This is a genomic window from Aquitalea magnusonii (assembly GCF_002217795.2).
In the GTDB taxonomy this organism is placed as follows: Bacteria; Pseudomonadota; Gammaproteobacteria; order Burkholderiales; family Chromobacteriaceae; genus Aquitalea; species Aquitalea magnusonii_B.
The window spans coordinates 747,782-767,669 of the sequence record NZ_AP018823.1; the positions used below are offsets into that span (position 1 = coordinate 747,782).

20 protein-coding genes and 1 tRNA gene are annotated in these 19,888 nt (G+C 60.6%); 11 read left to right on the top strand and 10 right to left on the bottom strand.

The window, feature by feature from the left end:
• Window positions 1-84: 84 nt before the first annotated feature.
• On the bottom strand, window positions 85-891 hold the full coding sequence (gene dapB / locus DLM_RS03555) for a 4-hydroxy-tetrahydrodipicolinate reductase (protein WP_089082734.1): 807 nt from the start codon (window positions 889-891) through the stop codon (window positions 85-87).
• The gene (locus DLM_RS03560) at window positions 888-1,295 is read right to left on the bottom strand and encodes an outer membrane protein assembly factor BamE (protein ID WP_089082733.1); all 408 of its coding nucleotides are present in this window, start codon (window positions 1,293-1,295) and stop codon (window positions 888-890) included. The genes dapB and DLM_RS03560 overlap by 4 nt, the downstream gene beginning before the upstream one ends.
• A 98-nt stretch (window positions 1,296-1,393) precedes the next feature.
• Between DLM_RS03560 and fur the strand changes: the two genes are divergently transcribed.
• The 3 genes from fur to DLM_RS03575 are packed head-to-tail and all read left to right on the top strand — an operon-like array spanning window position 1,394 to window position 3,241.
• A complete protein-coding gene (fur, locus tag DLM_RS03565; protein ID WP_089082732.1) occupies window positions 1,394-1,822 on the top strand; it encodes a ferric iron uptake transcriptional regulator in 429 nt (142 codons plus the stop codon).
• The gene (gene aat / locus DLM_RS03570; protein ID WP_089082731.1) at window positions 1,822-2,523 is read left to right on the top strand and encodes a leucyl/phenylalanyl-tRNA--protein transferase; all 702 of its coding nucleotides are present in this window, start codon (window positions 1,822-1,824) and stop codon (window positions 2,521-2,523) included. Before fur ends, aat begins: the two co-directional genes overlap by 1 nt.
• Window positions 2,510-3,241, top strand: a complete 732-nt coding sequence (locus DLM_RS03575; protein WP_089082730.1) for an arginyltransferase — start codon at window positions 2,510-2,512, stop codon at window positions 3,239-3,241. Before aat ends, DLM_RS03575 begins: the two co-directional genes overlap by 14 nt.
• A gap of 62 nt (window positions 3,242-3,303) precedes the next feature.
• On the opposite strand, the gene DLM_RS03580 is transcribed toward DLM_RS03575, so the two are convergent.
• The 8 genes from DLM_RS03580 to DLM_RS03615 all read right to left on the bottom strand — a co-directional run bounded on the left by DLM_RS03580 (window position 3,304) and on the right by DLM_RS03615 (window position 9,306).
• Window positions 3,304-3,771 carry a glycine zipper 2TM domain-containing protein gene (locus DLM_RS03580; RefSeq protein ID WP_089082791.1) on the bottom strand — a complete coding sequence of 156 codons (468 nt, stop codon included), beginning with the start codon at window positions 3,769-3,771 and terminating at the stop codon, window positions 3,304-3,306.
• 16 nt (window positions 3,772-3,787) lie between these two features.
• Complete coding sequence (locus DLM_RS03585) at window positions 3,788-4,828, bottom strand: quinone-dependent dihydroorotate dehydrogenase (protein ID WP_089082729.1); 1,041 nt, start codon at window positions 4,826-4,828, stop codon at window positions 3,788-3,790.
• A gap of 100 nt (window positions 4,829-4,928) precedes the next feature.
• Complete coding sequence (locus DLM_RS03590; RefSeq protein WP_089082728.1) at window positions 4,929-5,519, bottom strand: malonic semialdehyde reductase; 591 nt, start codon at window positions 5,517-5,519, stop codon at window positions 4,929-4,931.
• A 26-nt stretch (window positions 5,520-5,545) separates the two neighbouring features.
• Window positions 5,546-6,373, bottom strand: coding sequence for a flagellar motor protein MotD (gene motD / locus DLM_RS03595; RefSeq protein ID WP_089082727.1), 828 nt, complete (start codon window positions 6,371-6,373; stop codon window positions 5,546-5,548).
• 23 nt (window positions 6,374-6,396) lie between these two features.
• Window positions 6,397-7,335, bottom strand: a complete 939-nt coding sequence (locus DLM_RS03600) for a S49 family peptidase (protein ID WP_089082726.1) — start codon at window positions 7,333-7,335, stop codon at window positions 6,397-6,399.
• A gap of 41 nt (window positions 7,336-7,376) precedes the next feature.
• Entirely contained in the window at window positions 7,377-7,736 is a 360-nt protein-coding gene (locus DLM_RS03605; RefSeq protein ID WP_089082725.1) for a Rieske (2Fe-2S) protein, read from the bottom strand.
• Window positions 7,712-8,371: an HAD-IA family hydrolase gene (locus DLM_RS03610; protein WP_089082724.1), complete on the bottom strand. Its 660-nt coding sequence runs from the start codon at window positions 8,369-8,371 to the stop codon at window positions 7,712-7,714. The genes DLM_RS03605 and DLM_RS03610 overlap by 25 nt, the downstream gene beginning before the upstream one ends.
• Complete coding sequence (locus tag DLM_RS03615; protein ID WP_089082723.1) at window positions 8,371-9,306, bottom strand: RluA family pseudouridine synthase; 936 nt, start codon at window positions 9,304-9,306, stop codon at window positions 8,371-8,373. Before DLM_RS03615 ends, DLM_RS03610 begins: the two co-directional genes overlap by 1 nt.
• Window positions 9,307-9,828: 522 nt before the next feature.
• Here DLM_RS03615 and DLM_RS03620 point away from each other — a divergent pair.
• The 8 genes from DLM_RS03620 (at window position 9,829) to DLM_RS03655 (ending at window position 19,859) form a co-directional block, all read left to right on the top strand.
• On the top strand, window positions 9,829-12,942 hold the full coding sequence (locus tag DLM_RS03620) for an Rne/Rng family ribonuclease (protein ID WP_089082790.1): 3,114 nt from the start codon (window positions 9,829-9,831) through the stop codon (window positions 12,940-12,942).
• 86 nt (window positions 12,943-13,028) lie between these two features.
• A tRNA-Asn gene (locus tag DLM_RS03625) sits at window positions 13,029-13,104 on the top strand.
• A 99-nt stretch (window positions 13,105-13,203) separates the two neighbouring features.
• On the top strand, window positions 13,204-14,136 hold the full coding sequence (locus DLM_RS03630; protein WP_231960040.1) for a LysR family transcriptional regulator: 933 nt from the start codon (window positions 13,204-13,206) through the stop codon (window positions 14,134-14,136).
• Window positions 14,137-14,402: 266 nt separating this feature from the next.
• The gene (locus DLM_RS03635) at window positions 14,403-15,557 is read left to right on the top strand and encodes an ABC transporter substrate-binding protein (protein ID WP_089082721.1); all 1,155 of its coding nucleotides are present in this window, start codon (window positions 14,403-14,405) and stop codon (window positions 15,555-15,557) included.
• A 60-nt stretch (window positions 15,558-15,617) separates the two neighbouring features.
• Window positions 15,618-16,634 (top strand): ABC transporter ATP-binding protein, encoded by a 1,017-nt coding sequence (locus tag DLM_RS03640; RefSeq protein ID WP_089082720.1) that lies wholly within the window; start codon window positions 15,618-15,620, stop codon window positions 16,632-16,634.
• 10 nt (window positions 16,635-16,644) lie between these two features.
• On the top strand, window positions 16,645-17,601 hold the full coding sequence (locus tag DLM_RS03645; protein WP_231960045.1) for an ABC transporter permease: 957 nt from the start codon (window positions 16,645-16,647) through the stop codon (window positions 17,599-17,601).
• Window positions 17,591-18,406 carry an ABC transporter permease gene (locus DLM_RS03650; RefSeq protein ID WP_089082719.1) on the top strand — a complete coding sequence of 272 codons (816 nt, stop codon included), beginning with the start codon at window positions 17,591-17,593 and terminating at the stop codon, window positions 18,404-18,406. The genes DLM_RS03645 and DLM_RS03650 overlap by 11 nt, the downstream gene beginning before the upstream one ends.
• A gap of 16 nt (window positions 18,407-18,422) precedes the next feature.
• On the top strand, window positions 18,423-19,859 hold the full coding sequence (locus DLM_RS03655) for a gamma-aminobutyraldehyde dehydrogenase (protein WP_089082718.1): 1,437 nt from the start codon (window positions 18,423-18,425) through the stop codon (window positions 19,857-19,859).
• Window positions 19,860-19,888 lie beyond the last annotated feature (29 nt).

The following is a 19,888-nucleotide window of genomic DNA, read 5'->3' on the forward strand; positions in this document are numbered from 1 at the left end:
AAGACCCGGTAAAACCGGGTCTTTTGCGTTGTGGGCAGCGCTGTCAGCAGGCCAGATTGGCCCAGGCAGGGCGCTGCGCGGGCGTTAACGCAAGCCTAGCACGTCCTGCATGTCGAACAGGCCGGACGGCTTTTCTGCCAGCCATTTGGCCGCGCGCACGGCACCATTGGCAAAGGTGGCACGGCTGGAAGCCTTGTGGGTGATTTCCACGCGTTCGCCCAATGTGGCAAACAGCACGGTGTGATCGCCAACCACATCACCGGCACGCACCGTGGCAAAGCCGATGGTATTCGGATCGCGTTCGCCAGTGACGCCTTCACGGCCATAGACCGCGCATTGCTTGAGGTCACGGCCCAGCGCGTCGGCAATCACCTCGCCCATGCGCAGGGCGGTACCGGACGGGGCATCCACCTTGAAGCGATGATGCGCTTCGGTAATTTCGATATCGTAGCCCTCGTTCAGCACGCGGGCTGCCATGTCCAGCAGCTTGAAGGTCAGGTTGACCCCGACGCTGAAGTTGGAGGCAAATACGATGCCGATTTTTTCGCTGGCAGCCTTGATGGCGGCCTTGCCGGCATCGTCAAAGCCGGTGGTGCCGATAATCATCTGCACGCCGTGCTGCTGGCAGTGTTGCAGGTAGTCCAGCGTGGCTTCCGGACGGGTGAAGTCGATCACCACGTCGGCACCGGACAGGGCGGCGGCAAAATCACTGGCAATCTTCACGCCGGTCTGCTGGCCGATGAACAGGCCGGCATCCTGACCGATGAAGTCGGAACCGGCACGGTCAATAGCGGCGTGCAGACGGGCACCGGGCGTGGCCAGCACGGATTCGATCAGCGTGCGGCCCATGCGGCCGGCAGCACCAACAATGACGACATTCAGTTCACTCATTGTTTTGCACCTTCCTGCGCGGCGGGCTGTGCCTGCTGGGCCGGAGCCGATGCGTCAAGCGGTAGCAGCGGGCGTTCTGCCGGTTGCGCCGAACCTTCCACACGCACCATGGTGTCACCGTCAAAGAAAACGGTCAGCAGTTTCTTGTCAACCAGTGTGCCTTGCTTGGTATCCTGATAAGGATAATCCCAGCGATTGCCGTGGAAGGCATCAGTCAGCAGCGGCGTACCCAGCAGGAAGCGAACCTGCGAACGGGTCATGCCGGGTTTGAGTTTGGCCACGGCATCTGCGGTGACATAGTTGCCCTGCTGGATTTCCATTTTGTAAGGACTAATCCAGTGGACGGGATTCATGGAGGTGCAGCCGGAGAGGGCAATGACGGCAGCGATGGTCAGGGCGCGCATGAGACTCCGATGAGCTGAGTAATATTTAACTGGCGATGTTAGGCAAAGCCGCAAAAAGGCTTTATCATGCTTCAAAAATCGACCCAATTTATATCACGATGAGCAAAGCCAGTCACCTTAAAGATATCGGCCTGAAGGCTACCGGCCCGCGTCTGAAGATTCTTGACCTGTTCGAGATGACCGAAGACCGCCACATGTCTGCCGAAGATGTCTACCGTAAACTGCTGGCCGAAAATATCGATATCGGCCTGGCCACCATCTACCGTGTGCTCACTCAGTTTGAGCAGGCGGGCATTCTGGTGCGTCACCATTTCGAATCTGGCAAGGCTGTCTACGAGCTGAACCAGGGCGGTCATCACGACCACATGGTGTGCGTGAAGTGTGGCAGCGTGATGGAGTTTTTCGATCCGGAAATCGAAGCACTGCAAGACCGCATCGCTGCCCAGCACGGTTTTCGCATCGCCGAGCACGCCCTGTACCTGTATGGCGAATGTGTAGAGTGCCAGGGCAAGTCCGGCAGTAAGTAATGATTCCCTGGCTTGGCCAAGAACTGGTGTTTCCTCCGGTTCGTACCGCACTGGCCGAGCCGGATGGCCTGCTGGCCGCCGGCGGGGACTTGTCTCCAGCCCGGCTGCTACTGGGCTACTCCCAGGGCATCTTCCCATGGTTTTCCGAGGGAGAGCCCATCTTGTGGTGGTCGCCAGCCCGCCGCATGGTGCTGTTTCCCGAGCAACTGCACGTCAGGCGTTCGCTGGACAAGGTGCTGCGTAATCGTTCCTACCGTGTAACTATTGATACCGCCTTTGCGCAGGTGATTGCGGCCTGTGCCGCACCCCGCCCCGGTGCTGCCGGAACCTGGATCATCCCGCCCATGGTGGATGCCTACTGCCGGCTGCATGCTCTTGGTGCCGCCCACTCCTTTGAAGTGTGGATGGATGGTGAGCTTGCCGGTGGTTTGTATGGTGTCGCACTAGGCCGGATGTTTTACGGCGAATCGATGTTTTCTCACCGTACTGATGCCTCCAAGATTGCCTTTGTCCACATGGCCCGCCACCTGGGGCAGCATGGTGTCCGGATGATCGATTGCCAGATGCACACCCGGCATCTGGAAAGTCTGGGGGCAAGGCTGATTCCAAGAAGCCTTTTTCTTGCTAAGCTGAAGCAAAGTACGCTTGAACCCCAGGCGGACAGCATGTGGACCTATCACTTCGACAATGAGCCATCGTGATGCCCCATCGGCGGTTGCCATCCATTTTTATGCAACCGCACCGTACCCTTGCAGCTATCTGGACGATCGCCAGGCGCGGTCGCAGGTAGCCATTCCTGCCGAAGCCATCGACGCCGCCGTGTATAGCCAGTTGGTGAAGCTGGGTTTTCGCCGTAGCGGCCTGTATACCTATCGACCGTATTGCGACAGTTGCCAGGCTTGCGTGCCGGTGAGGCTGCCGGTGGCGGAGTTTGTGCCCAACCGCAGCCAGCGTCGCGGCTGGAGGCGTCTGCAGCAGATGGATGTCAGGCTGTTGCCGCTGGAGTTCCGTGACGATCATTACCAGCTCTATCACCGTTATCAGCAATCACGCCATGCTGGAGGCGGCATGGCCGAGGACAATGTGCAGCAGTATTCGGAGTTCATCCTGAAAAGCGGTGTCGAGAGTGTGCTGGCGGAGTTCCGGCTGGCAGGAGAGCTGAAAATGGTCAGCCTGATCGACCGTCTGTCGGATGGACTGTCGGCGGTGTATACCTTTTACGCGCCGGAAGATACCAAGGCGGGCTATGGCGTGTTCAATGTGCTGTGGCAGGTGGAACTGGCGCGGACATGGGGCTTGCCCTATCTGTACCTGGGCTACTGGATTGCCGATTGTCGCAAGATGGCCTACAAGTCGCAGTACCGTCCGCTGGAGTGCCTGCATGATGGGCGCTGGGTAAGGATGCCGCCAACGGCCTGAGGCGGCAAATGCACAACAGGCCGAGCCAGCTCAGCCTGTTGCGTGTTGCATAGTGCTGCTGGTCAGAAGGGGACTACGCGATCGTCGCCACTGCCGGTCAGTACCCGCACGCGCTGGCCGGCGGCCAGCGGGATGTCGGCATCCTGCACGATGGAAATCATGCGGCCACTGCCATCCAGCTTGACGGTCACTTCCAGTGCGTTCTTGGTGCCCAGGCTACGCTGGGCGGCCTGGGTGCCAAAGCCGCCGGCCAGTGCGCCGACAATGCCGCCGGCAATCGAACCGCGGCCACCACCCAGCTCACTGCCAGCCAGTCCGCCCAAGGCGGCACCGCCCAGCGTCAGCAGTTCGTTGTTCTTGCCTTCCATCTTCACGTTGCTCACCGATACCACGGTGCCGAGTTCAACGGTTTGTGCGCGGCGCATCTGGCCTTGCGAATAGACTGCAGCCGAGTCCGAGGTGGCGCAGCCGGCCAGCAGGCCGAGTGAAAGGCTGCCCAGCAAGGCCAGGCGGGTCATCTTGTAAAACATGATGGGCTCCTTGAAATCAGTTTCGGGATTGTTGCTGCAAATGCCGCGCAATGGCCTGGCTGCACTGGGAAATCAGTGGCGGACCCTGATAGATCAGGCCGCTGTACAGTTGCACCAGCGCAGCACCAGCTTGCAGTTTTTCCACGGCATCCGCGCCACTGAAAATACCGCCTACGCCAATGATGGGCAGGCTGCCGTCCAGTTCGCGTGCCAGCTTGCGAATCAGTGCTGTCGAGCGCTCACGTACCGGCGCGCCAGACAGGCCCCCGGCCTCGTCTTGCAAGGGATGGCCGGCAATCTCCACGCGCGACAAGGTGGTATTGGTGGCAATCACACCATCAATCTTGTTGACAGTCAGCAAGCGGGCAATGTCGGCAATCTGTTCGTCGTCCAGGTCGGGCGCAATCTTGACTGCCAGCGGCACGTAGCGGCCATGCTGGTCGGCTAATTGCTGCTGACGGGTTTTGAGAGCAGTCAGCAGGCGGGATAGTTCATCGCCCTGTTGCAACTGACGCAGATTCTTGGTGTTGGGCGAGGAGATGTTGACCGTGATATAGCTGGCATAGGCATATACCTTGTCCAGGCAGATCAGGTAGTCATCCACGGCATTTTCGATGGGAGTGACCGCATTCTTGCCGATATTGATGCCCAATACGCCGTTGAAGTGGCAATTGCGCACATTGTCCAGCAGCACATCGACACCACGGTTGTTGAAGCCCATGCGGTTGATGATGCCCTGATGCTCCGGTACGCGGAACAGGCGCGGTTTGGGGTTGCCATCTTGCGGGCGTGGCGTGATGGTGCCGATTTCCAGAAAACCGAAACCCAGTGCCGCCAGTGCATCGATATGATCACCGTTCTTGTCCAGCCCTGCCGCCAGGCCTACCGCATTGGGAAAGGTCAGGCCCATGGCCTTGACTGGCGCACGCGTGGCCGCGGGGGCTGCCAGGGACAGCAGGCGCAACTGGTGTGCCTTGTCCAGCAGGTGCAGGGTATGTTCGTGGGCGGTTTCTGCGTCAAATCTGAACAGCAGAGGGCGCAGAAGGGGGTAGAGCATCGGCGTCTCCGGAGTGAATATGGCCGCTAGTATAACCGGGGAGGCAGGTGAAACCGAAGTTTTGACGGTCAGCAGCCTGGCTGACCGTCAGAATGGCGGCTCAGAGGATCTGGCAGACGTCGGCGAAATCAAAGCGCGGCGCGCGCGGGTGCAGCTTGCCGGCTTCGCCATAGCCCAGATTGATCAGGAAGTTGGATTTGAACCGTCCATCCGGGAAAAAGGCCTGATCCACGCCGGCATTGTCAAAGCCGGACATCGGGCCGCAGTCCAGTCCCAGCGAGCGCGCAGCCATGATCAGGTAAGCGCCTTGCAGGCTGCTGTTGCGTGCCGCGGTGGATTCTATCGCTGCGGCATTGCCTTCAAACCAGCTCTTGGCATCGGCATGCGGGTACAGGCGCGGCAGATGTTCGTAAAACTGCATGTCTTGGGCCACGATCACGCACACCGGTGCGCTAAGTGTTTTGTCCACATTGCCTTCCATCAAGAAGGGGCGCAGTTGTTCCTTGGCAGCGCTGCTTTTGAGGAAGACAAAGCGTGCTGGCGAGGCATTGGCGCTGGTGGGGCAAAGCTTGAGCAGCTCAAACAATTGTTGCAGCGTTTCATCGCTGACCTCCCGCTGCTGCCAGTGGCTGTGAGTGCGGGCATCGTGAAATAGCTGCGCCAGGGCGGCTGCTGGAAGCGGAGTGCTCATCAAAATGTCCTGTTATGTTGTGAGGGCTACTTGCCCACCGGCACCGCGGCAGGCGCGGATGCCGCGCTGGTGGAAGATCGCGATGGCAGCACTTCGGCTTCGTTCTGGTCTTCAGCCAGCACGGTGATGGAGACGCGGCGGTTGGTGGCGCGGCCGTCCGGAGTGGCATTGTCGGCCACCGGCAGATTTTCGCCACGCCCCACGGCAACCAGCCGTGCCGGGCTGATGCCGTTTTCCTGGAACAGCCGCACCACGCTGCCGGCCCGTGCGGCGGACAGCTCCCAGTTGGAGGGATAGGTGGAGGTCTTGATCGGCACGTTGTCGGTAAAGCCTTCCACCCGGATCTGGTTGTCCACCTTGGACAGCAGGGCAGCCATGCTGGACATGATCTGACGTGACTGGTCGTTGGGTGTTGCCTGGCCTACCGGAAAGAGGGCGGTGTCGCGGATGTCCACGGTAATGCCCTTGGGGCTTTGCGTGATGTTGACCTGGCCGCCCTTGACCAGCGGGTCCATCACCTTGGCCATGTCGGCGGCCAGTGAACCCTGCTTGGAAGCCGGGTCGATGTGGTGATCACCCTTTACCGCCTTGGCAATCGGCTTGGTGTCGGGAATCTCTATCATGGTGTTGGCTCCGCCGGTGGGCGGGGTGGTCTGGATATTGATGGCAGAACCACTACGGAAAGCATCGACGATGGCGGAGGACAACACCCGGTATTTGCCTTCGTTGACCGAGGAAATGGCATACATCACCACGAAAAAGGCAAACAGCAGGGTGATGAAGTCGGAATAGGAAACCAGCCAGCGTTCGTGGTTCTCGTGTTCTTCTTCCTGCCGACGTCTTCTGCGTGCCATTGTGTGCTCCGTGGACCGTATGATCAGAACAGGCGGGTGTTGAACAGGCTGCGTACGCCGCCGGCAAACTCCACGCCAATCTTGCGTGCCACGCGGCTGGACAGGTCATCCTGTTGAGTGTAATCCACGGTTTTTTCTGCCTTGATCACGTCGCGCGCAACCGAGCGGGTATTACCCAGGCCGTCGGCCAGTCCCAGCGGAATGCCCTTCTCGCCAATCCACACCATGCCGGAAAAAAGCTGCGGATCACTCTTGAGCCGGCTGCCGCGGCCATCCTTCACCGCCTTGATGAACTGCTGGTGGATGTCATCCAGCAATTGCTGGCGGATGGCATCCTGCTTGGGATTGACCGGGGAGAAGGGGTCGCCCATGGCCTTGTTTTCACCTGCTGTCTTCAGGCGGCGCTCCACGCCCAGCTTGTCCATCAGCCCGGTAAAGCCAAAGCCGTCCGACAGTACGCCGATGGAGCCGATGATGCTGGCCTTGTCGACAAAAATCTTGTCGGCAGCGGCGGCAATGTAATAGCAACCGGAGGCGCACACTTCCTGCACCGTGACATACACCGGGATGCTGGGGTGCAGCTTCTTCTGGCGGCGGATTTCATCATAGGCCATGCCGGACAGCACCGGGCTGCCGCCAGGGCTGTTGGCCTCGATGATGATGCCGCGCGTGCCGCGGTCTCCGTAGGCGTCTTCCAGTGCGGCGCTCAGTTTTTCGGCGGTATTGTTTTCGCTGTCGATCACGCCATCCAGGCTGATGACGGCAGTGTGGCCGCTGCCGGTGAGGGCCTCGGTCGATTTGTCATCATTACGCAGGAAGATGGTGGCCAGTAGTGCAGCGATGATGCCCAGCCACACCAGGCGGAAAAAGATTTTCCAGCGTCGGGCGCGGCGTTGTTCCACCACGGCGGCCATGGCCAGTTTTTCCACTAGCTGGCGTTCCCAGTTCGGAGTGTCGTTCATTGTGCTTGCCCTGAGTGCGAATGTCGGCAGTCTAGCAAAAATCAGTCAGGCATGACATTCAGCCATACCTTGCCCTCCGCCTCCATCAGCGGCAGCGCCTGCAGGCTTTGCCCGCGGCAAGGGCCGCCCACGCAGCGGCCATTTGCCGGCAAATACAGTGCGCCATGCATGCTGCACACCAGGTACTGGCCGGACAGATCAAATACATTGCCATCCTGCAAATCCAGCTCGATGGGAATGTGGCGGCAGGCGTTCAGATAGCCGTACACCCGGCCCTGATAGCGCAGGGCGATGGCAGCTTGCGGCTGGCCATCCGGGCCAGGCACTTCAAAGCGCACCGCGCGGCCGCTATCGAGCAGGGCCGCGCTGTCGCAGATCAGTCTAGCCGTGTCAGCAGCCATTGCTGCAACTCCGCAAAACTGTGAACGATGGTTTGCGGCTGGCAGTCCTGCAGCAGCTTCACGTCGTGGGCGCCGTAACTTACCCCCACGCCATGGGCCCGCGCATTCAGTGCCATGTTCAGGTCGTGGCTGGTGTCGCCAATCATCACGGTGCGCGCCAGTTCCACGCCCAACTCGTCGCTGATTTCCTGCAGCATGGCCGGATGCGGTTTGGAGTGGCATTCGTCCACGGTGCGGGTGGCATCAAACAAAGGCCCCAGGCCGGTTTCCGCCAGCAGGCGATTGAGGCCCACCCGGCTGTTGCCGGTGGCCACCGCGATGAACACGCCGCGTTCGCGCAAGGCGTGCAGGCCTTCGCGCACACCATCAAACAATGTCACGCCATCGTCACTGCTGCGGTAATGGCGGATGAAGCTCTCGGTGAGGGCTTTGTGCTGGCTGTCGTCAAGGCCGGGGCAGGCCATGTGCAGCGCCTGATCCAGCCGCAGGCCGATCACATGACTGGCGGCCTGGCGGTCTGGCACCGGCAGGCCCAGTTCGCGGCAGGCATTCTGGATGGAGTGGGTGATATGCGCGGTGGAGTCCATCAGCGTACCGTCCCAGTCGAATACCAGCAGGTCGTAAACACGTGCCATCAGCGCCTCAGTTTCTGCAAAAAGCCTTCCAGTTCGGCAGGCAAGGGGGCTTCCAGTTTGAGTGGCTCGCCGGTCAGCGGGTGGGGCAGGGTCAGGCTGCGCGCGTGCAGGAACATGCGCTTGAGGCCGCTGCGCGCCAGTTCCTTGTTAAGCGCAAAGTCGCCGTATTTTTCATCACCGGCAATCGGACAGCCACTGGCTTGCATGTGTACGCGGATCTGGTGGGTGCGACCGGTACGCAAATGGGCTTCCACCAGGGTGAAGTCGGCAAAGCGTTCCACAATGCTGAAATTGGTGTGGGCAAACTGGCCGTCGTCGCCTTCGGCCACCTTGACGCGACGTTCGCCGTCGGCGGTGTGGAACTTGAACAAGGGCAGCTTGACCGCTTTCTTGCTGGGGTCCCATTGGCCGATGCCCAGAGCCAGATAGCGTTTGTCCGGCACGTTCGCGCGCATCATGTCGTGCAGCTTCACCAGCGCCGAGCGTTTCTTGGCCAGCATCAGCAGGCCGGAGGTTTCGCGGTCCAGCCGGTGTACCAGCTCCAGGTATTTCCAGTCCGGATGCGCCTTGCGCAATTGTTCGATCACACCAAAGGACACGCCGCTGCCGCCGTGTACCGCCACGCCGGCCGGCTTGTCGATCACCAGCAGGGCCGTGTCTTCGTATACCACCGGAAAACTGCCCGGCGGCACATCATTGACCGGGCGCTCGGCCAGGCGGATGGGTGGAATGCGGATCGAATCGCCCGCCTGGATGCGGTAAGCAGCGTCGATACGGCCTTTGTTCACCCGGACTTCGCCCGAGCGCAGAATGCGGTAAATATGGCTTTTTGGCACGCCTTTGAGAATGCGTACCAGAAAGTTGTCCAGCCGCTGGCCGGAATCTCCCTCGTCCACGTCAAGAAACGTGACGGAGTCTTTGCGAATGTCAGTCATATTGCTTATACTTCGTGCGCTCAACCGCACATTTCAGTGCGATGACAGCGTTCCGGAAAGCCATGGTCACAGGCAGTATTGCCGCGTGATGCTGCTGCGGGAAAGTGAACCGGCCGGCAGGGTAATGACCCTGACCTGATGCCGCGTCAACCGGCCGCAGCCAAGGTTAACTCGCTCACCAAAAAGCAGCGATGGTAATGCATTTAGTCGCATAACGCACTCACGAGTATTCCATTTCCTGATGCAAAGCCAGTCAGGAAATCTTGCAGCAAAGTTTGACCCGGCACGATTACCCTCCAGTTTGTCCAGGCTGCCCGTGATGGCAGCCCGGAAGAAAATATCCGTTGCGCCAATGCGCTCAAACCCCCGGGCTCGTGTGAAATTACGTCAGGAAGTAGGCTTGATATCTCGGTTGTAATGATCTTTATACCAACACTTCTTTCGGAAAGCGCCCATCAATAGCCTCTGGGCCGTCAAATACTGGCTGCATCCCTTGCGTGAGTGCCTGCGCAGGGAATGTTTATGAAACGCATGTTGTTTAATGCAACGCAGGCCGAAGAGCTGCGCGTTGCCATCGTTGACGGGCAAAAGCTCGTTGACCTCGATATCGAAACCGTTGGCAAGGAACAACGTAAAGGGAACATCTACAAGGGCATCATCACCCGCATCGAGCCCTCCCTTGAAGCCTGCTTTGTCGATTACGGTACCGAACGTCACGGCTTCCTGCCGTTCAAGGAAGTCTCCCGTTCTTATTTCCAGGGCTATGACGGTGGCCGTCCGCGTATTCAGGACGTGCTGCGTGAAGGCATGGAAGTGGTTGTCCAGGTGGAAAAGGACGAGCGTGGCAACAAGGGCGCAGCCCTCACCACCTATATCAGCCTGGCTGGCCGCTATCTGGTCCTGATGCCGAATAACCCGCGTGGTGGTGGCGTATCGCGCCGCATCGAGGGTGAAGAACGTCAGGAACTGAAAGACCTGCTCTCCCAGCTGGAAGTCCCCAATGGCATGAGCCTGATTGCCCGTACCGCCGGTATCGGCCGCAATCTGGAAGAACTGCAATGGGACATGGGTTACCTGATGCAGCTGTGGCGTGCCATTGAAGGCGCGGCCGGCTCGCAAAGCGCGCCTTTCCTGATTCTGCAGGAAGGCAGCCTGGTGATTCGCGCCATCCGTGACTACTACCATCCGGACATCGGCGAAATCCTGATCGACACCGACGAAATCTACGAACAGGCCCGCCAGTTCATGAGCCACGTGATGCCCAACATGGTGCATCGCGTGAAGCTGTACAAGGATCACGTACCGCTGTTCTCCCGCTTCCAGATCGAACACCAGATCGAAACCGCCTTCTCGCGCAGCGTGCAGCTGCCGTCCGGTGGTGCCATCGTGATCGACCACACCGAGGCACTGGTCTCCATCGACGTCAACTCCGCCCGCTCCACCAAGGGTGCCGACATCGAGGAAACCGCACTGCGCACCAACGTTGAAGCCGCCGAAGAAATCGCCCGCCAGCTGCGTCTGCGCGACCTGGGCGGTCTGATCGTGATCGACTTCATCGACATGGAAAACCCGAAAAACCAGCGCGAAGTGGAAAACAAGCTGCGCGATGTGCTGAAGCACGACCGCGCCCGCGTGCAAATGGGCAAGCTGTCCCGCTTTGGCCTGCTGGAACTGTCACGTCAGCGTCTGCAGCCGTCGCTGGGCGAAACCAGCCACGAGCCTTGCCCGCGCTGCCATGGCATCGGCTTCATCCGTGGTACCGAATCCTCCGCCCTGCACATCCTGCGCATCATCCAGGAAGAGGCGATGAAGGAAAACACCGGTGCAGTACACGCACAAGTGCCGGTTGACGTCGCCACCTTCCTGCTGAACGAAAAGCGTGCCGAAATCCACTCCATCGAAGAGCGTCTGGACGTGGATGTGGTGCTGATTCCGAACATCCATCTGGAAACCCCGCATTACAAGATCGCCCGTATCCGTCACGACGATCTGGCCGAACTGGGCGATGGCCCGAGCTATCTGCGCGTGGAAGTGCAGGAAGAAGACATCATCACCAACTTTGGTCAGGAAAAGCCGAAGGCCGAGCGTCAGGAAGCCGCAGTCAAGGGCATTACCCCGCAACAGCCGGCCCCGGTATCCTCCCAGCCCGTTGCCGCCGCTGCACCGGTGGTGGCCGAGCAGGGCGTGGTCAGCCGTTTCTTCGGCTGGGTGAAGAGCCTGTTTGCCGAGCCGGAAGCTGCTCCGCAGGAAAACGAGAAGAAAAAACCGGCCGCTGCCGGCCAGCGCGAAGGTCAGCGCAATGGCAACCGTCAGCGTAATAACGAGCGTCGTCCGGGCAGCCAGGCGCGTCGTGATCACAATGAACGTCGTCATGGCGAAGAAGCCGGCAAGCGTCCGACCGAAGCCCGTGCCGATGGCGAGCGTCAGGATGGCCGTCGTCAGTCCTCCCGTGACCGTGGCGATCGTCAAGAGCGTCCGGAACGCGTAGAACGCCCGGAACGTGCCGAGCGTACCGAACGCGCAGAGCGTCCGGAACGTGCCGAGCGCAGCGAACAGCCGCAACGCGAACCGCGTCAGCGTCGTGAACGCGAGCCGCGTGAAAACCGCGAAGCGCGTGAACAGAATGCCCGCCCGCAAACTGAAGAGCGTAGCGAACAAGCTGCACCGCAGGCGGCCGAGAAGCCGTCCCGTCGTCGCCAGCAGGCCGAGCGCAACGAAGCTGACAAGCCGCAGGCTGCCGCGCAGGAAGAACTGAACCTGAACAGCGCTGAAGGTGTGGAAGCTGCCGCCGAGTCTGCCGAGCAACAAGAGCGTGGCGAACGTGGTCGTCGTCGTCGTGGCCGTCGTGACCGTCGCCGTGACAATGTCGAAGGCGATAACACTGCTCAGGTGGCAGAAACTGCTGCTGGCGATGTGACTGCCGAAGTGGCGGCGGTTGCTGGCGTGGCTGCCGCTGCTGCGGTTGCGGTAGCTGCCGACGCTGTCGCCCAGCCGGCTGCCGAAGTGATCGCCCAGCCGGCAGCAGAAGCTGCCGTTGCAGTGGACGTGGTGGAAGTTGCCGTGGCTCCGGCCGAGGTAGCGCAAGAAGTTGTTGCCCCGGTGGCGGCACCGGTCGAGACCCTTGCTGTTGAAGCCGCCCCGGTTGAAGTTGCACCCGAACCGGCTGCGCAGGCAGAACAAGTGGTGGTGGCCGAGGTGGCTGCGCCTGCTGCAGTTGTCGTTACCGAAGCTGCTGTGGCTGTCGAGACTGTGGAAGTTGCCGAAGTGGCTGCCCCGCTGGAGCAGATCAGCACCGTGGTTGAAACCAAGGTGGCGCAGGCTGAGGTGGCCATTGCCGCCGAAGCGGCACCTGCCGAACAGCCTGCTGCTGCCCAAGTTGCAGAAGTTGCCGTGAGCGAGCCTGTGGCCGTGGCACCGGTGGTGGTGGAAACTGCGGCAGCAGCCCAGCCCAAGCTGGAAGCCGAGTTGCCGGCGGATCTGGGCGGCCTGGTGATGGTTGCCACCAAGGCGGTATCCGACGTGGTGGTGCCACAAGTGGAAGTGCCGACTGGTCCGCGTCGCCGCGATGTGGTGCGTCAGGCAGCAGAGCAGCCGGTGGCGATTGAACTCAAGCAGGTGGAAACCCGCAATAGCTGATGCCGTGCATGGCCCCTGCAAAAACTACTTGCAGGGGCTTGACGGTTTCACAAAGAGTTTATAGAATAGCTTTCTCTTTAGGCAATTCCCTGATAGCTCAGTCGGTAGAGCGACGGACTGTTAATCCGCAGGTCGCAGGTTCGAGCCCTGCTCGGGGAGCCAAGCATTTGAAGCCCAGTCAGCAATGACTGGGCTTTTTGCATTGTGCTGTCCGTCCTGGCTGCGCTCGGGCACAATCTGCCAGATAACAAGGACTGGTAGTTGAAAGGGGTTGGGGTGTCGATCACGCTGAAAAACGTGCGCTATTTTGTTGCCGTGGCCGAGATGGAATCCATTTCTCGTGCGGTGCAGGACCTGAATGTTTCGCAATCGGTGGTGACTGAGGCCATTCGCGCGCTGGAGGATGATCTGGGGGTGCTGTTGTTTACCCGTCACGCCCGTGGCATGAGCCTGACCCATGCCGGTTATCAGTTTCTGCGCCATGCCCACCAGATTCTGGCCTCGGTGCGCCATGCCCGCGAAGCCCTGTCTACCCGACCTGATGCCGTCACCGGCCAGCTCAATATCGGCGTCACCAGCCTGGTATGCGGTTACTTTCTGCCCTATCTGCTGGAGCGGTTTCGCAGCACCTTCCCGCAAGTGGAAGTGCGGGTGGTGGAGGATCAGCGCGACTATATCGAACACCTGCTGGTCAATGGCGAGCTGGATGCCGCAGTCCTCATTGTTTCCAATGTGCAGAACCGTCAGGCCTTGCATACCGAGGTGTTGCAACAATCCAGCTATCGCCTGTGGCTGCCTTCCGGTCATCGCTTGCTGGATGGTGGTGGGGTGACACTGTCGGATCTGGCCGACCAGCCCTTGGTGGCGCTGAAGCTGGACGAGCTGGAAGACGTGGCCACCGCGCTATGGCGGCAGATTGGCCGCAAGCCGCAACTGGCGGTGCGTACTGCGTCGGTGGAGGCCATGCGTAGCCTGGTGGCGACTGGTGCCGGGCTGGCCATCATGCCGGATGTGCTGTATCGCCCCTGGTCGCTGGAGGGGGATAGGCTGGAGGTGCTGCCCTTGCAGGAGGCAACGCCGACACTGGAAGTCGGGGTGGTATGGCGGCGCGGCATGCAGGTTTCTGACAACACCCATAACTTCCTTACCCTGGCCAGAGAGTACAGTCGCAGCCACAAACAGACCTTCTCCTGATATCTGTTTAAAAGATAATCGCGTATTGCTGATCGGAATTTTCGATAAATTACCCAATGTCATGTGGTAGACCTGGTCTGCACGGCGGTCCGGTGTAGTTTCTGTGGTCTGCGTTATTCCCATTTGCCTGCCTCTGGCATGAGCTATCTGTTTTTCCAATTGCTGTCATTGGCCACACTGGCTAGGGGCGCTGGCGAACACTGCCTAGAATCGGCTCACACATTCCCAGACGCACAATGCGCAGTCCTTGGAGAAGGAGAAACGTGATGCAAAGCAGCCTGATTCGCCTGACCGCCGCCTTGGTCAGTTCCAGCCTGATTGCCCCTGCCGTGCTGGCCGCACCGCTGACCAGCCTGGGCAAGCCGGAAGGCAAGCTCAATATCATTGCCTGGCCGGGCTATATCGAACGTGGTCAGAGCGACAAGAACTACGATTGGGTGACCGGCTTTGAAAAAGCCACCGGTTGCCAGGTGAACGTCAAGACCGCCGCCACCTCGGATGAAATGGTGTCGCTGATGAATTCGCCCAATTACGACCTGGTGACGGCATCGGGCGATGCCTCGCTGCGGCTGATTTATGGCAAGAAGGTGCAGGAAATCAATCCGGCCCTGATTCCCAGCTGGAAGACGCTGGACCCGCGCGTGAAGAACGGCAACTGGTTCACCGTGGCCGGCAAGCCCTATGGTGTGCCCTACCAGTGGGGGGCCAACTTCCTGATGTACAACAGCAAGATCTTTCCCAAAGCACCTAGTAGCTGGTCGGTGGTGTTTGAGCCGGGCAATCTGCCGGACGGCAAGCCCAACAAGGGCCGGGTGCAAGCATACGACGGTGCCATCTATATTGCCGACGCTGCGCTTTACCTGATGCACAAGAACCCCAAGCTGGGCATCAAGGACCCGTATGAACTGAACGAGGCCCAGTACGCTGCCGTGCTGCAACTGCTGCGCCAGCAAAAGGGCCTGACCCATCGTTACTGGCACGATGTCACGGTACAGATGAACGACTTCAAGAAAGAAGGCGTGGCGGTTTCCAGTGCCTGGGGGTACACCATCAACACCCTGCAAGCAGAGAAATTCCCGGTGGCCGGCACCATTCCGCAAGAAGGGGCCACCGGCTGGGCTGATACCACCATGCTGCATGCCCAGGCCCAGCACCCGGTTTGTGCATACAAGTGGATGGAGTGGTCGCTCAACAAGAATCTGCAATCCGCACTGGCCGAATGGTTTGGTTCCAATCCGGTGGTGGCGGACGCCTGCAAGACCAAGGCTCCTGGTGGCAGCAATTTCTGCCAGAGCAACGGTTTTGACCGCTTCGGCCAGATCCGCTTCTGGCGTACGCCGGTGGCCAAGTGCAGCCAGGGTAGCTGTGTGCCCTACAGCCGCTGGACTGCCGATTACATTGCCATCATGGGCGGTCGCTGACCGCATGCAGAACATGCTGCCTGCCGGTGTGCGAGCGGTGGGCAGCGGGGAGCTTTGTTCATGAGCCTTGCCGTTCGTTTCCAACAGGTCAGCCGCCATTACGATGCCGTGCGCGCGGTTGACCAGATCGACCTTGCCATTGCCGAGGGCGAATTCTTTTCCATGCTGGGGCCGTCCGGTTCCGGCAAAACCACCAGTCTGCGGCTGATTGCCGGTTTCGAGCAGCCCAGCAGTGGCTCCATCCAGATTTTCGGCCGTGAAGCCGCTGGCCTGCCGCCCAATCTGCGTGACGTCAACACCGTGTTCCAGGACTACGCGCTGTTTCCGCACATGAGTGTGCTGGACAATGTGGCCTACGGGCTGATGATCAAGGGCGTGGCCCGTGCCGAGCGTCATCGCCGTGCCGAAGCCATGCTGGAAATGGTCAAGCTGGGGCAGTACGGCAGCCGCCGCCCGTCGGCCCTGTCCGGTGGCCAGCGGCAGCGCGTGGCACTGGCGCGGGCGCTGATCCTGCAGCCGCGTGTCCTGCTGCTGGATGAACCGCTGGGCGCGCTGGACCTGAAACTGCGCGAACAGATGCAGACCGAGCTGAAAGCTCTGCAGCGCAAGCTGGGTATTACCTTCATCTATGTCACCCATGATCAGGGCGAGGCACTGTCGATGTCGGACCGGGTGGCGGTGTTCAACAAGGGCCGTATCGAACAGATTGCCGCCCCGCAAGAACTCTACACCCGTCCGGCCACCGCCTTTGTGGCCGACTTTGTCGGTACTTCCAATGTGTTCGATGCCGCTTGGGCCGCCAGCCTGACCGGCCAGCAGCAGGCTTTTGCCGTGCGGCCAGAGCGCATACGTCCGGCACAAGACGGCCAGGATGGTGATGGCATCCGCCTGCCCACCCGTCTGCTGGATGTGCAGTATCTGGGCGCGGTCAGCCGCTACGAGCTGGAAGCCGGCCCGGAGCGCATCATCAGCATGGTGCTGCCCAATGACGATGCGGCTGCCACGCTGGCATTGACACCGGGCCAGGCCCTTACGGTATGGCTGCCGGCACAGGCCATGCATGCCTTGGCCGGTTGAGGAGGACAAGATGATGACTGCTTCGCTGCCCCAGGGGCAGATTGCGCCAGCCCGGCAGGGATTGCTGATACGCCTGGGCATCACCCTCTACCGTCACCCCGGCTTGCAACTGCTGTTGCTGCTGGCGCTGCCGCTGCTGTGGTTTGTGCTGGTGTATCTGGGTTCGCTGTGTACCTTGCTGGCTCAAAGCGTGTTCACTTTTGACGACTTCACCATGTCGGTCAGCCGGGAACTGACGCTGGAAAACTACCGGCAACTGCTGTCGCCGGCCAATCTGGACGTGGTGCTGCGCACCCTCAGCATGGCCACGCTGGTGTCGCTGGCCTCGGCAGTGCTGGCTTTCCCGCTGGCCTATTACATGGTGCGCTATGCCCGTGGCTGGCAGAAGGGCTTCTTTTATGTGGCGGTGATGCTGCCGATGTGGGCCAGCTATATCGTCAAGGTGTATGCCTGGACGGTGTTGCTGGCCAAGGGCGGCATCGTGTACTGGGCCTATCAGTCGCTGGGCTTGCAGGGCATTGTCGACTGGTTGATGACACTGCCGCTGCTGGGGGGCAATTCGCTCACCACCTCCAACCTGGGGCGCTTTACCGTGTTTACCTATATCTGGCTGCCTTTCATGATCCTGCCCATCCAGGCGGCACTGGAGCGGGTGCCGGCCAATCTGCTGCAGGCCAGTAGCGATCTGGGTGCCAGCGGTGCACAAACCTTCCGCCATGTGATTCTGCCGCTGGCTTTCCCTGGTGTGGTGGCCGGTTCCATCTTCACGTTTTCATTGACCTTGGGCGACTACATTATCCCGCAACTGATCGGCCCTTCCGGCCTGTTCATCGGCTCGATGGTGTACACCATGCAGGGTTCCATCGGCAATATGCCGCTGGCCGCCGCCTTTACCGTGGTGCCGGTGTGCATCATCGGCCTGTACCTGCTGGGTGCCCGCAAACTGGGAGCGTTCGATGCACTCTGATCAATCCGACCGCGCCCCGTGGTGGCTGCGCCTGCTGGCCTTTGGCGGCATTGGTTTCCTGTTTTTGCCCATTGCTGTGATTGTGCTGTATGCCTTCAATGCGGAAAGTTCGGGTTACAGCTTTCCGCCGCAGGGCTTCACCCTGGGCTGGTTTGCCGCTGCCTTTGCCCGCGATGATGTGCTGGCCGCCATCGGCCTGTCCTTGCGGCTGGCGGCACTGGCCACGGTGCTGGCGCTGCTGCTGGGCACACTGGCCGCCGCGGCGCTGTACCGGCGCGACTTTCTGGGCAAGGACGCCATCACCATGATGTTGATCCTGCCGATTGCACTGCCCGGCATCATCACCGGCATTGCCTTGCTGTCGGCCTTCCGGCTGGCGGACATCACGCCGGGTTTCTGGACCATCGCCATCGGCCACGCCACTTTCTGCGTGGTGGTGGTGTACAACAACGTGATTGCACGCTTTCGCCGTATCAGCACCAGTTTGCTGGAGGCCTCGCAAGACCTGGGGGCCGATATGTGGCAGAGCTTTCGCTATGTCATCCTGCCGCAGATTGCCACCGCGCTGCTGGCGGGCGGCATGCTGGCCTTTGCCTTGAGTTTTGACGAGATCATCGTCACCACCTTTACCGCCGGGAATGAAGTGACGCTGCCCATCTGGATGCTGAACCAGCTTACCCGGCCGCGCGATGTACCCATTACCAATGTGGTGGCCCTGTGCGTGATGCTGATGACAGCACTGCCCATTCTGGCTGCTTATACCCTGACCCGTGGCACGGAAGACATTGCCGGCAGCGGCAAATAGACGACGAGGACTGAGCATGGACAAGACTCTGCAATGCAAAATGCTGATCAATGGTGAATTCGTGGCCGGGGAGGGCGATGCGGAAGCCATTCTCAACCCGGCCAGCGGTGAGCTGATCGTGAAGATCAACGAAGCATCGCTGGAACAGGTACAGGCAGCCGTGGCTGCCGCCCAGGCGGCATTCCCGGCCTGGGCCGCCACCACCCCGCGCGAGCGTGCCGAAAGGCTGCTGCAACTGGCCGATGCTATCGAGGCGCGCGGGCCGGAGTTCGCCCGGCTGGAATCGCTCAACTGCGGCAAGCCCTATCATCTGGCCCTGAATGATGAAATTCCCGCCGTGGTGGATGTGTTCCGCTTCTTTGCCGGCGCGGTGCGTGCCCAGACCGGCATGCTGGCAGGTGAATACCTGCCTGGCCATACCAGCATGATCCGCCGCGACCCGCTGGGCGTGGTGGCCTCGATTGCGCCGTGGAACTACCCGCTGATGATGGCAGCCTGGAAAATGGCACCGGCGCTGGCGGCAGGCAATACCGTGGTCCTCAAGCCATCCGAGCAGACGCCGCTATCCACGCTGAAGCTGGCCGAGCTGGTGGCCGGCCTGTTTCCGGCCGGGGTGTTCAACCTGGTGCTGGGCCGGGGCGAAAGCGTGGGCAGCCCGCTGATCTCCCAGCCGCAAGTACGGATGATTTCCATCACCGGCGATGTGTCCACCGGCCAGCGCGTGCTGGAAACCGCCGCGCGTTCGGTCAAGCGTACCCACCTGGAGCTGGGTGGCAAGGCGCCGGTCATCATTTTTGATGATGCCGACCTGGCCGCAGCCGTGGAGGGCATCCGCGCCTTCGGTTACTACAATGCCGGTCAGGATTGCACCGCCGCCTGCCGCTTGTATGTGCAAAAAGGTGTTTACGAACGCTTTGCCGCCGATCTGGCCAGCGCGGTGGGCAGCATCAAGGTGGGCCACCAGCATCTGGAAGGCGTGGAAATGGGGCCGCTGATTTCCGAGCGCCAACGCAACCGGGTGGCCAGCTTTGTCGAGCGCGCCCAGCAACAATCACATGTGGAAGTGCTGACCGGCGGCAAGCTGGGCGAGGGGCCGGGCTTCTTCTACCAGCCTACGGTGATTGCCGGCGCACGGCAGCAGGATGAAATCGTGCAGCGTGAAGTGTTTGGCCCGGTGGTGTCCATCACCCCGTTTGATGATGCCCAGCAGGTGATCCAGTGGGCCAATGATTCCGACTACGGCCTGGCCAGCTCGGTGTGGACGGCAGACGTGGGCCGGGCAATGCAGGTGAGCGCCCAACTGCAATACGGCTGCACCTGGGTCAACACCCACTTCATGCTGGTGAGTGAAATGCCGCATGGCGGCATGAAGCGCTCCGGCTATGGCAAGGACATGTCGATGTACGCGCTGGAAGATTACAGCTGCGTGCGCCACATCATGCTGAAGCACTAAGCGCCGCCACCAAAGCGCCTGCTGCTGCC

Excerpts from the sequence above, each read along its gene's own strand:
- dapB (WP_089082734.1), bottom strand. The coding sequence starts at position 891 with ATGAGTGAACTGAATGTCGTCATTGTTGGTGCTGCCGGCCGCATGGGC.
- DLM_RS03560 (WP_089082733.1), bottom strand. The coding sequence starts at position 1,295 with ATGCGCGCCCTGACCATCGCTGCCGTCATTGCCCTCTCCGGCTGCACC.
- fur (WP_089082732.1), top strand. The coding sequence starts at position 1,394 with ATGAGCAAAGCCAGTCACCTTAAAGATATCGGCCTGAAGGCTACCGGC.
- aat (WP_089082731.1), top strand. The coding sequence starts at position 1,822 with ATGATTCCCTGGCTTGGCCAAGAACTGGTGTTTCCTCCGGTTCGTACC.
- DLM_RS03575 (WP_089082730.1), top strand. The coding sequence starts at position 2,510 with ATGAGCCATCGTGATGCCCCATCGGCGGTTGCCATCCATTTTTATGCA.
- DLM_RS03580 (WP_089082791.1), bottom strand. The coding sequence starts at position 3,771 with ATGTTTTACAAGATGACCCGCCTGGCCTTGCTGGGCAGCCTTTCACTC.
- DLM_RS03585 (WP_089082729.1), bottom strand. The coding sequence starts at position 4,828 with ATGCTCTACCCCCTTCTGCGCCCTCTGCTGTTCAGATTTGACGCAGAA.
- DLM_RS03590 (WP_089082728.1), bottom strand. The coding sequence starts at position 5,519 with ATGAGCACTCCGCTTCCAGCAGCCGCCCTGGCGCAGCTATTTCACGAT.
- motD (WP_089082727.1), bottom strand. The coding sequence starts at position 6,373 with ATGGCACGCAGAAGACGTCGGCAGGAAGAAGAACACGAGAACCACGAA.
- DLM_RS03600 (WP_089082726.1), bottom strand. The coding sequence starts at position 7,335 with ATGAACGACACTCCGAACTGGGAACGCCAGCTAGTGGAAAAACTGGCC.
- DLM_RS03605 (WP_089082725.1), bottom strand. The coding sequence starts at position 7,736 with ATGGCTGCTGACACGGCTAGACTGATCTGCGACAGCGCGGCCCTGCTC.
- DLM_RS03610 (WP_089082724.1), bottom strand. The coding sequence starts at position 8,371 with ATGGCACGTGTTTACGACCTGCTGGTATTCGACTGGGACGGTACGCTG.
- DLM_RS03615 (WP_089082723.1), bottom strand. The coding sequence starts at position 9,306 with ATGACTGACATTCGCAAAGACTCCGTCACGTTTCTTGACGTGGACGAG.
- DLM_RS03620 (WP_089082790.1), top strand. The coding sequence starts at position 9,829 with ATGAAACGCATGTTGTTTAATGCAACGCAGGCCGAAGAGCTGCGCGTT.
- DLM_RS03635 (WP_089082721.1), top strand. The coding sequence starts at position 14,403 with ATGCAAAGCAGCCTGATTCGCCTGACCGCCGCCTTGGTCAGTTCCAGC.
- DLM_RS03640 (WP_089082720.1), top strand. The coding sequence starts at position 15,618 with ATGAGCCTTGCCGTTCGTTTCCAACAGGTCAGCCGCCATTACGATGCC.
- DLM_RS03645 (WP_231960045.1), top strand. The coding sequence starts at position 16,645 with ATGATGACTGCTTCGCTGCCCCAGGGGCAGATTGCGCCAGCCCGGCAG.
- DLM_RS03650 (WP_089082719.1), top strand. The coding sequence starts at position 17,591 with ATGCACTCTGATCAATCCGACCGCGCCCCGTGGTGGCTGCGCCTGCTG.
- DLM_RS03655 (WP_089082718.1), top strand. The coding sequence starts at position 18,423 with ATGGACAAGACTCTGCAATGCAAAATGCTGATCAATGGTGAATTCGTG.